The sequence below is a fragment of the Clostridium vincentii genome (assembly GCF_002995745.1).
In the GTDB taxonomy this organism is placed as follows: Bacteria; Bacillota; Clostridia; order Clostridiales; family Clostridiaceae; genus Clostridium; species Clostridium vincentii.
This window is the reverse complement of record NZ_PVXQ01000026.1, coordinates 32,193-48,506: the sequence shown is the minus strand read 5'-3', so window position 1 is coordinate 48,506 and position 16,314 is coordinate 32,193. Positions and strand designations below refer to the sequence as shown.

Here is a 16,314-nt window from a genome sequence, read left to right as displayed (position 1 = left end):
TAAATCCAACTCCATTCTTTTTATCTTAGCAATAAAATTATAATGGATAATTTATGTATTGGGGAGATGTTTTTACATCTCCTTTATTTTTTTGCTACCTTTGCCTACTAAAATTATACTCTAACGAACCTCTTCATCTATATACCCATAATAATCTTGAGCAAAGTGTAATCACTCAATTAATGAACCCTCTTTAATTTTAATTGTTATAATTAATGATATATTTTACAAAAAAAATAGAGGGAAATATATCCCTCTGAATTAACCTTTAATTATTTACCATTTTAAATACTTCTTGAACTATATTTCTTGCCTTACTTGGCAATCGGTCTATTGCTTTGTTCCTTTTTTTATCATCATTTATCTGTGCTATCTTCATTACTTCTTGTTGCAATCCAGGTATAGTATTTAGTTCAGCTACAAGCCTATTAAACTTTTCTGCAAATACTGGATCTTTCATGTTTGATTTAATTTTCATAATTAACTCATAACCATTCACGAATATAAGCCTCCTGTTAACCTATGTTATATTACTTATAGTATTCTAGTCGTTACTATATGTTCATATAAAATGAAGGCTTAATAATTATTCGCTTGTCCATTAACTTATTAGTAAAACTCAATCAAGGGTTTTACTATCGGAATTAGAGAGATCAACCAATATTACATCTACACCAACTTTTACGATATCACACCACTTAACTTCTAAATCCTCACTTTTAGAAAACCAGCCCTTTACTTCCCCGGGTAATAAAATAGATAGAACCTTTTGCTCATCACAATCTATCTTAATATCCTTGATATGTCCAACTTTAGATCCTGAATTTATATCAATCACCTCCATTGTCCTCATAGCATTTATTGAATTTAAACTTTCTTCCATAACCCCACCTCCATTTTTATTTATAATTACATATTCTTAATTTATATATATGGAAAGACATTAGGGAAACCCTAATGTCTGGTCATACATGCTTACGCATATGTTTTAATGCTGTTTTTTCTAATCTTGAAACTTGAGCTTGGGATATTCCAATTTCATTAGCCACTTCCATTTGAGTTCTTCCATTAAAAAACCTTAAGTTTAATATTAATTTCTCTCTATCCGTAAGCCTTTTCATTGCTTCATTTATTGAAATATTTTCAACCCAACTTTCATCAGTATTTTTACTGTCCTTAACCTGATCCATAACATAAATAGCATCTCCGCCATCATGATAAATTGGTTCATATAAGGATACTGGATCTTGAATGGCATCTAATGCAAATACAACGTCTTCCCTTGGAATACCTAGTTCCTTTGCAATCTGGGAAACAGATGGTTCTTTATTATTTTCCTTTATTAGTCTATCTCGTATAACTAATGCTTTATAAGCAATATCTCTGAGAGATCTACTTACTCGAATAGAATTATTATCTCTAAGATATCTCCGTATTTCACCTATTATCATTGGAACTGCGTATGTTGAAAATCTAACATTTTGACCTAAATCAAAATTATCAATTGACTTCATTAAACCTATACAACCAACTTGAAACAAATCATCTACGTTTTCTCCTCTATTATTAAACCTTTGAATAACACTTAATACTAATCTTAGATTTCCTTTAATAAAAGTTTCTCTAGCTGTAGTATCTCCATTTTGCATTTGTATTAGGAGAGCTCTTTTTTCTTTCTCTTTCAATACTTTAAGTTTCGCTGTGTTTACTCCACAGATTTCTACCTTATTAATGATCAATATCATCAACCCCTTCGGACGTAATAACTTACTGCATTAATCATTATTTCCGATATGAGATATTTTTATACCACAGACAAACTATAGCATTCTACTAATTTCTTTTTTTAATCTATTTATTATTTTCTTCTCTAATCTTGAAATGTAAGATTGTGAGATACCAAGCATATCTGCAACTTCCTTTTGAGTCTTTTCCTTAGTTCCAAATAAACCGAATCTTAATTTCACAATTTCTTTCTCTCTTTCATTTAAATTTTTTAAAGCTGTAAATAATAATTGTTTATCAACTTCATCTTCAATAAGATTATAAACAGTATCATTTTCAGTTCCTAAAATATCTGAAAGAAGAAGCTCATTACCATCCCAATCTATATTTAATGGTTCATAAAATGAAATTTCAGCCTTTATTTTACTATTCCGTCTAAGATACATAAGTATTTCATTCTCTATGCACCTAGATGCATAGGTTGCAAGTTTGATTTTTTTATCAGGTTTAAATGTATTTACTGCTTTGATTAAACCTATTGTTCCTACAGATATTAAATCTTCTATATTTACTCCTGTGTTTTCAAATTTCTTGGCTATATATACAACTAATCTTAAATTTCTTTCGATTAGAGTACTTCTTACCTCTTCACGCCCATCTTCTATTTTTCCTATTAAAATCTCTTCTTCTTCCCTTGTTAAAGGTGGTGGTAGTGCTTCGTTTCTACCAATGTAATGAAGTTTTCTCCTGAATAATTTCAACCTTAGTAATAATCTGTTAAATAAAATATCTAATCTAGTCATACTTCCTCCTCTAAATTACCCCTCTTGATAACAATGCATTAAAGTCCTTATCTCTACTCAGAATATCATCACAATGACAGATAAGGGCATTAACTTCTCTAAACTCTTGACCCTCTGATTTAATTCTAACTTTATCTACTTTAAATCCCTTTAGCTTACCTTTGTACCCAATAGAACTATAGTTAATATAGTATGCTTTATCATCCTCAACTTCATAATTACTAAAAAGATTTTTTTCAACTATGATACAGGGGAGATTTGTAACTGGTTCTCTTAATTCGTTACCTGTATCTAAAAATCCTTTAATAATATATTTAACATTTTTAATTGTAATTTCAATATCATAAGTATAGTTTCCGATAATAGCTCTTTCTCTAAAATAACTAATAGCTCTATTGTATAAAATATATAGAATCATAATTGATATAACAAAATACTTTAATGAATAATTGCTAATTGTAAATCCTTTTGTAAAACTATATTTATTTTCCATGGAAGAAAATACAAAACATATGCCACTCAAAGTTATTGAAGATAGTAAAAAAACTCCTGTAGCCTTTAATGCGAAAATATACCTATGCCTTCCCAAAATAATTAACATCATAAGATATGCAACTAATAAAGCAAACGGAAATGCTGATAAAATATTGAATGCTGGGAAAATCATTACGATTGTATATAAAGCTCCTAGCAAAGATGCCACTATTACTTTTTTATTTTCTACATTACATCTTAAAATACTGAATGTGACTGATAATAGAAACATATCTACAATAAAATTTTCTAACAATATTATATCTAAATAAATTTCCATAAGCCTTCCCCCTCTTACAAATATAATTATATTCTAATACATATTAAAATTTTGTCACTTTAAACTAGAAAACAAAGTTTTTTTTACGTACTATTTTTACATTTAGAAACAATAATATATTAAAAAAGTAGATTTTCATTATAATAATTTTTTAACGCAAAAAAAGCTCAGTCAAATAAATTGACTGAGCTTTTATTATTTTTAAATTATTTTCTTGTTCTTCTTAAAAATACAGGAATATCTAAATCATGAGATTCCTCATAGGAATCTTTAGTAGTCTCTTGTTGTTTATTCTCAGTAGAATCCTTAACAATTGGCGTACTTTCTACTTTTGGATCTTCTATAAGTACATTTATTGTATCCATTTCAAATCCTGTAGCAATAACAGTAATTCTAATTTCATCATTTAAGGTTTCATCAATAACAGCACCAAAAATTATATTAGCATCTGGATCAGATGATTCACGAACAACATCTGCAGCTTCATAAACTTCTAATGCACCTAAATCTGAACCACCAGTAAAGTTTAATATTACTCCGGTAGCACCATTAATAGATGTTTCTAAAAGGGGAGATGCAATAGCTTGTCTAACAGCATCCGCTGCTCTACTATCACCAGTACCATGTCCTACACCCATATGTGCTAGACCTTTGTTTAACATAACAGCTTTAATATCTGCAAAATCTGCATTAACAACACCTGGAATAGTAATAAGGTCTGATATAGCTTGAACACCTTGTCTTAAAACATCATCAGCTAATTTAAATGAGTCAAGTAATGTAGTCTTTTTATCAGCCATTGATAACAATCTCTCATTAGGAATTATTACTAATGTATCAACACTTTCTTTTAATTTTGCTATTCCCATTTCAGCAAATCTCATTCTTCTCTTTCCTTCAAAGGGGAACGGCTTAGTTACTACACCAACAGTTAAGATATCTAAAGATTTTGTTACTTCAGCTACAACAGGGGCTGCGCCTGTTCCTGTTCCACCACCCATACCAGCAGTAATGAAAACCATATTAGCTCCCTTAATTGCAGCCATTATCTCTTCTCTACTCTCTTCTGCAGCTTTTTGACCTATTTCAGGATTAGCTCCTGCTCCAAGACCCTTAGTTAATTTTTCACCAATTTGTATTTTTTGATTTGCATGTGAAAGCATAAGCGCTTGCTTGTCCGTGTTTATTGCAATAAACTCAACATTTTTAACACCTTCAACTATCATCCTATTTACGGCGTTACTTCCACCGCCACCACATCCAACAACCTTTATGTTAGTTAATTCCTGCATATCTACTTCAAAATCTAGCAAAGTAATTCCTCCTTTAGAAAATTTTACCTAGAAAACCTTTAATCTTATCAATAAGACCATCATTTGATTTTTCAGTTAAATTTTGTTTATTTATTTTTTCTACTTTAATTTCATTTAAATCTTCTTTTAATAAACTTAATCTATCAAATACATCTTTAACAATTGCTAAGGATGTAATATTTGAGGCGTTTTTCATACCTAAATAATTCTTGGTTATAATTTTTGTCTTCGTGTCAAATTCTTTTTCGACTAATGAATTTATGTTTTCAAAATAAGACAACCCATCACCAAATATTATTATACTACAAAGACCCTCATAATAGGAAGATTTTTTTAATTCTTGGTTTACAATTCTTAACATCTCTTCAATTCTTACCTTTATAACTTCGTATAACAATGTTTTTGGTACCATAGAAGTTCCTATTTCTATTAATTCTTCCTGAGTAGCGTCTTCATAAATACTTTTATAATTACTAGCACATATTATTTTTATATTTTCTGCTTCTCTCAAGGGATATTCACCACATATTGAGATATCTCGAGTGATGTTATTCCCTCCCAAGGGAATATTACTTATGTACTTAGCAATTCCGTCACTGAATATTGCAATATCAGATACGCCTCCACCAATATCGAGCAATGCCCTTGGCTTAGTATCAATTATTTCTTGTATAAAAACTTTTTTACCGGCTATAATATTCGCAATAAATCCTTCAAATCTATATCCGCTATGATTAATAACTCTTTTAAATTTAGCTAGCTCATCACTAGGACCAATAATAATAGTTAAATTAACTTCAAGGTTATTACCAATCCATCCATTAATATCTTCATATATAATTTTCCCATCAAGAGTAAAGAAATTAATTACTATATCTGCAATCTCTTCACCTTCATTTAAAATTGTTTTTCTTCGACCTTTCTCCATTAATCTTTTAATTTCATTCTTTGTAACTTTTCCTTCTATTAAATTATTAATGGAAGAAATCTCTGTAGTTCTAAGGCCTCTACTAGATATACCAACATGAATGTTCTTAATGCTAGACTGAGTAGATTCTTGTAAATTTTCTAAAAGTTTATTTAATACTTTTTGGCACTCAACTTCATTGGTTATAAATCCTTTTTCAATTCCTACTGATGGAAGGCAAAAAGATCCAAGGATATCTACTTCTTCTTCGCCACCTATTCCTAAGGATGCTGAAAGCTTTTTACTACCAAAGTCTACTGCTGCTATAACTGAATTGTGCATAATTTATGTTCCTCCTTGCTAGTAAGCTATGTAATACTATTCAACATAAAGTTACAAAATCCTTTTATTATTGCAAAAATAATTATTAAATTAAATCATCATCATTCTACTTAAAGTATCTTTATCTACAGCATAGGTTTGAGCATCTTCTAAGGTTATTATTCCCTTTTTATAAAGTTCTGCTAAGGACATATCCATTGTCTTCATTCCATACCTGCTTCCAGTTTGAATGGTTGATTCAATTTGATGAGTTTTTCCTTCCCGTACAAGATTTTGTATACCAGGAGTAATTGTCATAATTTCTAAAGCTGCAACTCTACCAAGACCATCTTTTTTTGGTAATAATTGCTGAGAAACTATTCCTTGTAATACTGCTGCTAATTGAACTTTAATTTGTTGTTGCTGATTTGGCGGAAATACATCAATAATTCTATCTATAGTTTTAGATGCACCAATAGTATGCAAAGTGGAGAAAACCAAGTGCCCTGTTTCAGCTGCAGTTATTGCTATGCTAATCGTTTCAAGATCTCTCATTTCTCCAACTAATATTACGTCAGGATCTTCTCTTAAAACAGCTTTAAGAGCAGCTGCATAACTTTTACTATCCTTTCCAATCTCTCTTTGATTAATGATACAATTATTATGTTTGTGCAAATACTCTATAGGATCTTCTAATGTAATGATATGATCATTTCTTGTTTCATTTACCTCATTTATCATAGCTGCTAAGGTAGTTGATTTACCGCTACCTGTAGGACCTGTAACTAATACTAGGCCTCTTTTCTTTTTAGTTAAATCTTTTATTATTTGCGGATGGCTTAATTCGTCTAATGTTGGTATTTTAAAAGTAATAACTCTTAAAGCAATAGCATGACTATCTCTTTGTTTGAATACATTTACTCTAAATCTACCAAGTCCTTTAAGGGAATATGAAATATCAAATTCCCCTATGTCATTATATCTATCAAACTCTGATGCTAAGATCTCTCGAGCAAAGACTTCTATATCAGTTGGAAGTAAATTTTCTTCACCAATTTTAATTAATTTACCATTTATTCTAACCGTAGGTGGAATTCCTACTGTTAAGTGCAAATCCGATGCCTTTAATTCTAAAGTTTTATTTAACAACTTATTCAATTCGTACATTACATAAGCCTCCATGTAGTAATTTAATTTTATATCCAAGTATTATTATTCTATAAAAAAAACTAAATCCCTCTAATATTTAGAAGAATCTAGTATTTTTATTAAAATTTTGTATATAATGCTTTTTCTAATTTTTTTAATGCCTTCTTTTCAATTCTTGATACATAAGATCTTGAAATTTTAAGCAATACTGCAATTTCCCTTTGAGTTCTACACCTACCATCTTCAAGTCCGTATCTCATAATAATTATATTACATTCTCTTGTACTTAGGATTTCAAACATCTTATTATAAAGTGCTTTAATTTCCAGATTACTTTCCACCTTATCCATTACAGAATCCTTTTCACTGCTTAATACATCTATTAAGCAAATCTCATTACCTTCTTTATCAACTCCTATTGGATCTTGCAGATGAACTTCACTTTTTTGTTTCTTATTATTTCGAAAGAGCATCAATATTTCATTCTCTATACATCTTGAAGCGTAGGTTGCAAGTCTTGCACCCTTTGCTATATCAAAGGAATCAATAGCTTTAATTAGGCCTACTGTCCCAATTGAAATAAGTTCATCAACATCTTTATTGGGAAATGAATATTTTTTAACTATGTGAGCAACTAATCGGAGATTCCTTTCTATAAGTATACCTTTTGCTTTCTTATCTCCTTCCTTTAGTTTTATCAAATAAGTTTGTTCTTCTTTTTCATCTAAAGGCATTGGGAATATATTATTCCCATTAATATAACCAGTTAAAAATAAGGCATTGGATATAAGTTCTAGTACATTTGTTAATAAAAACACCTTACCCCTCCTACCCGTGCTTATTACTATAATATTCACAGTAGGAGTGTTTATTTCCTAATTCAATAAAATTTACTAAATACAACTTGCATTTCCAATCAATATTGACATAATTATACTTAAGTGTAGTTATTTTTCACTAATAATTTTTGCTATTTCTCGAAAAACCGGAGCTGCTGTATCTCCCCCTCCAAGGTTCCCACCTTTTTCATTTATATTAGGGATAAATACTGTCATTGTATATGTTTTATCTCCTACTTCAAAATATCCAGAAAACCATCCATGAGTTTCCCCATCGGCTCCTGTTGCAGACCCGGTCTTACCACCAATTTTGATTCCATCAGCTTTAGCTTTAATGCCAGTACCTTTGTCTACTACTTCATCCATTACATTTGTTATTAATTTACTAGTAGTAGTACTATATACTTTCATACTTTCTGCATTAAAAGTTTTAATAATATTATTATCGCTATCAACTATTTCATCTATAATATAAGGTTTAACATATACACCCTCATTTATTATGGAATTTGTTGCCCCTGTAATTTGCAAAGGAGTTACCGTTAAACATTGACCTATAGATATATTGTTTAATCCAGACTCTTCATCAGGTTTCTGTCCTATAGCTTCATTTTTACCTTCCTGCTGAAGATTTAAAACTCTATTAAAAAGCCCTACTTTTTCTGCATATTCCATTAATGAATCATATCCAACTTCATTTCCTATTTTAGCTATAACATCATTACAAGATTCAATTAAAGCTTCCTCAGCTGTAATTGTTCCATGAATTTTATCTTTACATATTTCACCTGTGCAAGTATAGGAATCCTGTAGTGTAACGATTCCTTTATCTAGAGCTGCCCCTAAGGTTATAAGTTTAAAAACAGACCCTGGTTCATATCCAGAACCTTCCATAGAAAGATTTATATTTGCTTGTGTTTCATCCTTCTGTGCCAGGACTCTGATCTTTCCTGTATTACTTTCCATTATGGTAACGCCTACATTAGTGAAATTACTAAATTCATCGCTTTTTAGAACCGCTCTTACCTTTTCAGTCATATTATCATCTATTGTTAATTTTAAATTATCATTTATTTGAGGTTCTTCTGCAATACTTGTTTCATAAACTGAGTTATTATCTAGAGAAAAACTCTTTTGAGGGAATTTATTATTTTTAGTATTTTTATAAATCTGCTCCTCTAAAGAACCATCTATCAAATCTCCATTCTCAGGAATGTTAGATATTAAGCTACTAACTGTCCAAGCTTCTTTTTTATCAGCTTCTTTATAAACATAAGAATATATACCTTTTATATTTTTCATTGCATTAATCTTATTATATGTACTCTCAGATATTTCATAATACAATTTTCCATTACTTTGCATTATATCATTATAATTAAAACTTTTTATTTCTTCTTTCATAATTAGGTTTAATGCCATTAAACCTTCTAATGTTTCTTCATAATTATTTAATGAAAAAGGTTTCTTATCAAATACTACTATATATTTAAGGTTGTAGTTTATTAAATCTTTACCATTAGTATCTAAGATCATAAATTTAGAGTTAGTAGCATTTTCCTGTTGGAGAAGCTGATATTGACTTTCGACTGTATCTGTAGGAAAAATCTGCAAATATGTTAATCTGATGGTTAACATAAAAAATATGGTAACAAATGTAATTAACGTAGCTTTTATTCTTGAATCGTATTTGGGAATAAAAATATAAAACACCTCCCTCTAGTCTAAATTATCGACAGATAGGAAGTGTTTTATTCCTTTACTTATATACTTTAATTAATTTTGCCTTTTATCAGCATATCATTTTCATTTAAAGGTGTATCAACTTTTATGGTAAATAACATCTGTGCTCTATTAGCTACATCTACTTTAACATTTTTTTCAACATCAAATAATTCTTTAATATCAACAGAAAAATTTGGAGTATATGCTCTTAATACTTCAACAGTATCACCTTCAAATACTCTGTTTTTCTGAAGAACTGTTGCCGTTTTGGTTTCTATATCATAAGATTTAACCATGCCAACTATATCATAATTTCTTATATATGAAGAAACATCATAAGTTTGTTCTCCAGATTTCCCTAAGAAAAATCCTGTATGATATTTTCTGTGACTTACCCGATTTAAAATATGAGCCCATTCTTCTTTAAATTCATAGCCTTCAGGATTTTCAAAGTATGAATCAACAGCTTCTCTAAATGCCTTTACAGCTGATGCTACATAAAATTCACTTTTCATCCTACCCTCAATTTTGAAAGAATGTAGTCCACTTTCCATAAGTTCAGGAATATGATGTATCATACATAAATCCTTTGAATTCATTATATATGTTCCCTTATCATCCTCGATTACAGGGAAATATTCTCCTGGTCTAGTTTCTTCAACTAAAGAATACTTATATCTACATGCATTAGAACATGTCCCCTTGTTAGCATCTCTACCTAACATATAATTTGAAATCAAACATCTTCCTGAATATGCCATACACATTGATCCATGTACAAATGCTTCCAATTCACAATCCTCTGGTAGATTTTCTTTAAAGCCTTTTATTTCTGTAAATGTAAGTTCTCTTGCCAAAACTATTCTCTTCACACCTTGATCATACCAAAACTTTGCTGCCATCCAGTTTACAGTGTTTGCTTGGGTACTTAAATGTATTGCTAAGTTTGGAGCCGCATTCTTCACAGCAGCTACTATTGCTGGATCAGCTGCTATAATAGCATCTATCCCTAAATCATTAAGACCTTTTATGTAGTCTTCTACTCCCTTTAAATCAAAATTCCTAGGGAAAACGTTCATTGTCACATATACTCTTCGGCCTCTATCATGACAATATTTTACACCTTCTGCAATTTGTTCATTATTAAAGTTATCAGAAAAAGCTCTTAAATTTAATTTTCCTCCGCCTAAATATACAGCATCCGCCCCAAAGTCAATTGCAATTTTCAGTTTTTCTAAACTTCCTGCTGGAGCTAAAATTTCTGGTTTTTTCATTAAAATTACCTCCTTTTAGTTAAAGCAATTCCATCTCCCATAGGAATTACAGATGTTATTAATGTTTCATCGTTAGATACCAAATCTAAATATGTCCTCATTCTTTTAACAATTGTGATTTTTCTTCTTTTAACTAATTCATTTGAAGCAACCATACCTCTGAAAAGGACATTATCCGCAATTATAATACCATCTTGACTTAAAAGCCTTAGGCAATGAGGTAAAAAATGATTATAGTGCCCTTTTCCTGCATCTATAAAAACTAAATCGAAGGAATCTTTAAGACTCTCTAGTATTTCTAGACAATCTCCCTCTTCAATCTTAATTTTCTCCTGTAGTCCAAACTTGCTAATATTAACTTTAGCTAGTTCTATCATTTTAGTATCTCTCTCAATAGTCAGAATTTCAGGATTTGTGCCTGCTGCTTCATACATTAATATTGAAGAAAATCCTATTGCTGTTCCTAATTCTAGAATTCTTAAGGGTTTTTTCATATTAACTATAAATTCAAGAAATTTAGCTGTTTCCTTTTGTATTATAGGCACAGCATTTTCTTTTGCAAAATCTTCTATTTCTTTAAATGTCCCTTCCCTATCTGGAATAAGACCTCGTATGTAGTCTTCCATATATCCATAAGTAACGCCACTCATAGTTTCCTCCTAATAACCCTGTTCTTTTTTTATTCTTTCATGCTCTTCAGCAGTTTTAGAAAAATATTGTTTTCCACCTTCACCCTTTAATAACAAAAAATATAAATAATCAGTTTCTGCTGGCTCTAAGGCCGCTAAAATAGATTTTTCTCCAGGATTTGTTATAGGTCCCACCGGTAGTCCACTATTTATATATGTATTATATGGTGAATCAACTGAGATATCAGAATTTTTTAATAATTCTTTTCCATCATAGCCAACAACATAATTCACCGATGAGCAAAAAGCTAAGTTCATATTATTTTTAAATCTATTTTCTATTACCGAAGCAACTAAAGGTCGTTCTTCATCCAAGACTGCTTCCTTCTCAATTAGAGAGGCCTTGATTATTATAGTTTCTATATCTGAATCATTAATTACTTTATTAGTTCTATCTTCTACTTTTTTAAAAATCTCTTGAAATTTAGTAATCATAATTTTAATAGCCTCATCAGGAGTAGTATCCTTGTTAAAAAAATATGTATCTGGATATAAAAATCCTTCTAAGTTATACTTCTTTCTTTCATCATTTTTAACGAAATTTGGTAAAGAATAGGTCTTTACAGCATTAATAAATTCATCCTTATTAAACATTCCATTTTCCTCTAACCTAGCGGCTATAAGTTCAATTGTAAATCCTTCGGGTATAGTAACTTTTACTTGATTGATATTTGAACTTTGCAGTTGAAGTTTCTTTGTTAATTCATCTAAAGAAACATTCTTATCTAGATTATACGTACCTGGAATTAGAATAATAATTTGCTTTTCCAACTTTAATTTCAGCTTAATCATAAGTTTACTTCTTAATATTCCTTGATCATTTAAATTATCTAAAACTGAATTAAAAGACTCTCCGTCTAATACTTCTATCTCTATATTATCTCCATCCATATTTAAGGGATTGCTTATTACACTATTATAGTAAAAAATAATTCCTAAAAAAATAGCTAACATAGCAAGTATTACGTTTACAACTCTTCTATTTTTTATTTTCATGAAATCCCCCTATATATAAAAGTAAATAGCCTATAAAAGGCTATTTACTTAATTATAATACTAATTGTTGTTTTTATAAAGGGTACATTCTCTGTGAATTAAAAAAGAAAATAACATTATTTTTTGCTTCTACTAGTTGTTTTTCTTCTCTCGCCACTGTTTAATATTTTCTTTCTAATTCTTATATTAAGTGGAGTTACTTCCACTAGTTCATCATTACCAATAAATTCTAAGCAATTCTCTAAAGACATTATAGCTGGTGTAACTAGTTTAACTGCATCATCTGCTCCTGAAGATCTTGTATTAGTAAGTTTCTTACCCTTACAAACATTAATATCTAAATCATCAGCTCTAGCACAAACTCCAACAACCATACCTACATATACAGTAGTACCTGCGCCTATAAATAATGCTCCTCTTTCTTGAGCACTAAATAATCCATAAGCTATTGCATCTCCAGATTCATAAGAAACTATTGATCCTCTATTTCTACCTGGAATATCGCCCTTATATGGTCCGTAACTATCAAATACGTGATTCATAATACCATTTCCCTTAGTATCAGTCATAAATTCATTTCTAAATCCTATAAGGCCTCTAGCTGGAACTACAAATTCAAGTCTTGAATAACCATTAACTGCAGAAGTCATATTTACCATTTCTGCTTTTCTTGGTCCAAGCTTTTCCATTACAGGTCCCATAAACTCTTCTGGAACATCTATAGTTAAGAATTCCATTGGCTCTAGCTTCTTGCCCTTTTCTTCTCTGAAAATAACATTTGCCTTAGAAACTTGGAATTCAAATCCTTCTCTTCTCATAGTTTCTATAAGGATAGATAAATGAAGTTCTCCTCTACCTGAAACTTCGTAGCAGTCTGGAGTAATTTCTTTAACTCTTAAACTTACATTAGTTTCTAATTCTTTCATAAGTCTATCTCTTAAATGTCTTGAAGTTATAAAACTTCCTTCTTGACCTGCAAGAGGTGAATCATTAACCATGAAATTCATACTTAATGTTGGTTCATCTATACTCATAAATGGAAGAGCTTCTGGTTCATTTATATCAGCTATAGTATCTCCGATACTAGCATCAGTTGCACCACTTAAAGCAACAATATCTCCAAAAGAAGCTTCGTCTGTCTCTTCTCTTTTTAGACCATTGAATGTAAATAAGTTTGTAACTTTAAAGTTTCTAGTTGAACCATCATTACTAATTAAAGTAACATTTTCATTTTTCTTAACCTTACCTCTATGAATCTTACCAACAGATATTTTACCAACAAATGCATTTGCATCTAATGTAGAAACTAACATTTGTAATGGTGCATCAAGATATCCTTCTGGACAAGCAACATTTTTCAATATTGTTTCAAATAAAGGTTGCATATTATCATTGTCATCTTCTATATTATATTTTGCATATCCAGATCTTGCTGAAGCATATATAATTGGAAAATCTAATTGTCCATCATTTGCTCCAAGTTCTAGAAATAGGTCAAAAACTTCATCAATTACTTCTTCAGGTCTAGCATCATCTTTATCAATTTTATTGATAACAACGATTGGCTCTAAGCCAAGTTCTAATGCTTTCTTTAAAACGAACTTAGTTTGAGGCATTGGTCCTTCATAAGAATCAACTACAAGTAGAACAGAGTCAACCATCTTAAGTACACGTTCAACTTCTCCTCCGAAATCAGCATGACCTGGAGTATCTACAATATTTATTTTTACTCCTTCATGAATTACAGAAGTGTTTTTTGAAAGAATTGTAATTCCTCTTTCTTTTTCAAGATCATTAGAATCCATTACTCTTTCTTCAATTTTTTCATTTGCTCTATAAACATTACTTTGTTTTAAAAGTGCATCCACAAGTGTTGTCTTGCCGTGATCAACATGCGCTATAATTGCGATATTTCTTATATCTTCTCTTTTTGTTAATTCCATTATTTACCTCCAAAATTTGGTTTCCTTTTATGTAAACCTATAAATAAATTTTTTCCAAAATAAAATTGGATACACTTGTACCCAATTTTATAACACAATTTTTATTATAATCTCTATTTTGACAAAAGTCAACATAAATTATAACTCTAGGTAATAATTTGATTTTTTCTTATCATTTTATTCATCTAGTTTACTTTGGCAATCACTACATATTCCAAAAAACTTAACTGAATGATCTACTATATGAAATCCATATTGTTTTTCAATGCTTGCTTCAAGTTCGTCCAACAAATCATCTTCTACCTCAATTAGTGCATTACATTTATTGCATACAAGGTGATGATGTCTATGTCTTTCGTCACCATGAACTAATTCATATCTACTACAGCCATCATTTAATTGCAATCTAGAAACTATCCCGATTTCTTCTAATAATAAAATAGTCCTATAAACAGTTGCAAGCCCTATCTCAGGGCAATTAATTTTTACTTCATCATAAATCTCTTCCGCTGTTAAATGTTTACCCTCATTATCTACTATAGTATCAACAATAGCTCTTCTTTGTGGGGTAAGCTTATAGCCCTTCTTTTTTAAATCCACTTTAAGAGCATCATAGTCTATCTTTATAACCCTATCCACTTGACACACCCTCTCTTTTCATAAAAAATATATATTAACTATTCAATATCTTCTTCCATAAGAAGCTCATAAGTTTCTGAAACCATATCAAATTCTACTTCGTCTTCTATTGTTTCATAGCTTTCATTTCCATCTGTGTCAACAACGTATTTTAAAACATATGCTTCCTCAAGATCAACTTCTGCCGGTGTAACTACAACATATTCCTTATTTAAATCTTCTATCTTAAAGAAAGTAATTACTCTCATTTTTTGTTCTACACCTTCTTCATCAAGTAAATAAATAAATTCTAATTCTTTTACCATTTTAATATTCCTCCTTTTTATAATAAACTATTATTTAAAATTATATATTCTATCCAAGTATCCTTGGAGTATATAAGTCGCGGCCATCTTATCAACAATTTTCTTTCTTTTACTACGAGATAGATCAGCTTCAAGCATTGCACGATTAGCTGCTACTGTTGTAAGTCTTTCATCCCAGAATTCAACTTTTAAACCTATTTCTTCTTTTATAATTTCAGCAAATTCCATGATTCTATCACAAGCAAAGCCCATACTTCCATCCATATTTTTAGGTAAACCTACAACTATGCTTTCAACTGAATATTTTTTACATATTACCTTTAATTCTTCTATATCCTTAATCTTTTTTTCACGTCTAATGGTTGTAATCCCCTGTGCTGTGAATCCTAAGGGATCAGAAATTGCTACTCCTATGGTCTTTTGACCCATATCTAAACCTAATATTCTCATTATTAACTCCTAGACTCAAACATATTTAAAAGGTGCCCGTTCTAACGGGCACCTTTTATTTTATCTGTAAATAAGATTTTATTACTTCTTCAAGAATTTCATCTCTCTCAAGTTTTCTTACCAGCGCTCTTGCTCCGTTATAATTTGTAATGTAAGTAGGGTCTCCAGAAATTAGATATCCAACAAGTTGATTAATTGGATTATAACCTTTTTTTTGTAATGAATCATAAACCTCTGTTAAGATTGTTTTTGTTAAAACTTCCTTATTCTTTGCTACATCAAATTGCATTGTCTGTTCTATATTGTCACTCATATATGCAGCTCACCCCCTTACAAAGTACTAAAAATGTCTCTATTATTTTTAGTATACCCACTAAAAATAATATATATACTAATTTAATTATACTATAAGTTATGTCACT

General features: G+C 30.1%; 18 protein-coding genes. All 18 read right to left on the bottom strand.

The features are described 5' to 3' along the window. Positions 1-268 precede the first annotated feature (268 nt). Entirely contained in the window at positions 269-499 is a 231-nt protein-coding gene (locus CLVI_RS11745; RefSeq protein ID WP_106060322.1) for a hypothetical protein, read from the bottom strand. 120 nt (positions 500-619) lie between these two features. After that, on the bottom strand, positions 620-883 hold the full coding sequence (locus CLVI_RS11740; RefSeq protein WP_106060321.1) for a YlmC/YmxH family sporulation protein: 264 nt from the start codon (positions 881-883) through the stop codon (positions 620-622). Between the two features lie 82 nt (positions 884-965). Next, positions 966-1,739, bottom strand: coding sequence for an RNA polymerase sporulation sigma factor SigG (sigG, locus tag CLVI_RS11735; protein WP_106060320.1), 774 nt, complete (start codon positions 1,737-1,739; stop codon positions 966-968). Positions 1,740-1,820: 81 nt separating this feature from the next. Beyond that, positions 1,821-2,528 carry an RNA polymerase sporulation sigma factor SigE gene (gene sigE / locus CLVI_RS11730; protein WP_106060319.1) on the bottom strand — a complete coding sequence of 236 codons (708 nt, stop codon included), beginning with the start codon at positions 2,526-2,528 and terminating at the stop codon, positions 1,821-1,823. Positions 2,529-2,538: 10 nt separating this feature from the next. Beyond that, a complete protein-coding gene (gene spoIIGA / locus CLVI_RS11725) occupies positions 2,539-3,342 on the bottom strand; it encodes a sigma-E processing peptidase SpoIIGA (RefSeq protein WP_106060318.1) in 804 nt (267 codons plus the stop codon). A 206-nt stretch (positions 3,343-3,548) separates the two neighbouring features. Continuing rightward, positions 3,549-4,655 (bottom strand): cell division protein FtsZ, encoded by a 1,107-nt coding sequence (gene ftsZ, locus CLVI_RS11720; RefSeq protein ID WP_106060317.1) that lies wholly within the window; start codon positions 4,653-4,655, stop codon positions 3,549-3,551. A gap of 13 nt (positions 4,656-4,668) precedes the next feature. After that, on the bottom strand, positions 4,669-5,904 hold the full coding sequence (locus tag CLVI_RS11715) for a cell division FtsA domain-containing protein (RefSeq protein WP_106060316.1): 1,236 nt from the start codon (positions 5,902-5,904) through the stop codon (positions 4,669-4,671). Between the two features lie 90 nt (positions 5,905-5,994). Next, complete coding sequence (locus CLVI_RS11710) at positions 5,995-7,050, bottom strand: type IV pilus twitching motility protein PilT (RefSeq protein ID WP_106060315.1); 1,056 nt, start codon at positions 7,048-7,050, stop codon at positions 5,995-5,997. A gap of 101 nt (positions 7,051-7,151) precedes the next feature. Continuing rightward, positions 7,152-7,850 carry an RNA polymerase sporulation sigma factor SigK gene (sigK, locus tag CLVI_RS11705; protein WP_106060314.1) on the bottom strand — a complete coding sequence of 233 codons (699 nt, stop codon included), beginning with the start codon at positions 7,848-7,850 and terminating at the stop codon, positions 7,152-7,154. A 129-nt stretch (positions 7,851-7,979) separates the two neighbouring features. After that, on the bottom strand, positions 7,980-9,509 hold the full coding sequence (locus tag CLVI_RS11700; protein ID WP_106060326.1) for a penicillin-binding transpeptidase domain-containing protein: 1,530 nt from the start codon (positions 9,507-9,509) through the stop codon (positions 7,980-7,982). A 134-nt stretch (positions 9,510-9,643) separates the two neighbouring features. Further along, positions 9,644-10,870: a peptidase U32 family protein gene (locus tag CLVI_RS11695; RefSeq protein ID WP_106060313.1), complete on the bottom strand. Its 1,227-nt coding sequence runs from the start codon at positions 10,868-10,870 to the stop codon at positions 9,644-9,646. 5 nt (positions 10,871-10,875) lie between these two features. Beyond that, positions 10,876-11,520: an O-methyltransferase gene (locus tag CLVI_RS11690; RefSeq protein WP_106060312.1), complete on the bottom strand. Its 645-nt coding sequence runs from the start codon at positions 11,518-11,520 to the stop codon at positions 10,876-10,878. Positions 11,521-11,529: 9 nt separating this feature from the next. Next, positions 11,530-12,555, bottom strand: coding sequence for an endolytic transglycosylase MltG (gene mltG / locus CLVI_RS11685; protein WP_106060311.1), 1,026 nt, complete (start codon positions 12,553-12,555; stop codon positions 11,530-11,532). Between the two features lie 116 nt (positions 12,556-12,671). Then, positions 12,672-14,498 (bottom strand): translational GTPase TypA, encoded by a 1,827-nt coding sequence (typA, locus tag CLVI_RS11680; RefSeq protein WP_106060310.1) that lies wholly within the window; start codon positions 14,496-14,498, stop codon positions 12,672-12,674. 177 nt (positions 14,499-14,675) lie between these two features. Then, positions 14,676-15,137, bottom strand: coding sequence for a Fur family transcriptional regulator (locus CLVI_RS11675; protein WP_106060309.1), 462 nt, complete (start codon positions 15,135-15,137; stop codon positions 14,676-14,678). Positions 15,138-15,175: 38 nt separating this feature from the next. Continuing rightward, positions 15,176-15,442: a DUF1292 domain-containing protein gene (locus CLVI_RS11670; RefSeq protein ID WP_106060308.1), complete on the bottom strand. Its 267-nt coding sequence runs from the start codon at positions 15,440-15,442 to the stop codon at positions 15,176-15,178. A gap of 30 nt (positions 15,443-15,472) precedes the next feature. Beyond that, positions 15,473-15,892, bottom strand: a complete 420-nt coding sequence (gene ruvX, locus CLVI_RS11665) for a Holliday junction resolvase RuvX (protein WP_106060307.1) — start codon at positions 15,890-15,892, stop codon at positions 15,473-15,475. Between the two features lie 55 nt (positions 15,893-15,947). After that, a complete protein-coding gene (locus CLVI_RS11660) occupies positions 15,948-16,205 on the bottom strand; it encodes an IreB family regulatory phosphoprotein (RefSeq protein WP_106060306.1) in 258 nt (85 codons plus the stop codon). Positions 16,206-16,314 lie beyond the last annotated feature (109 nt).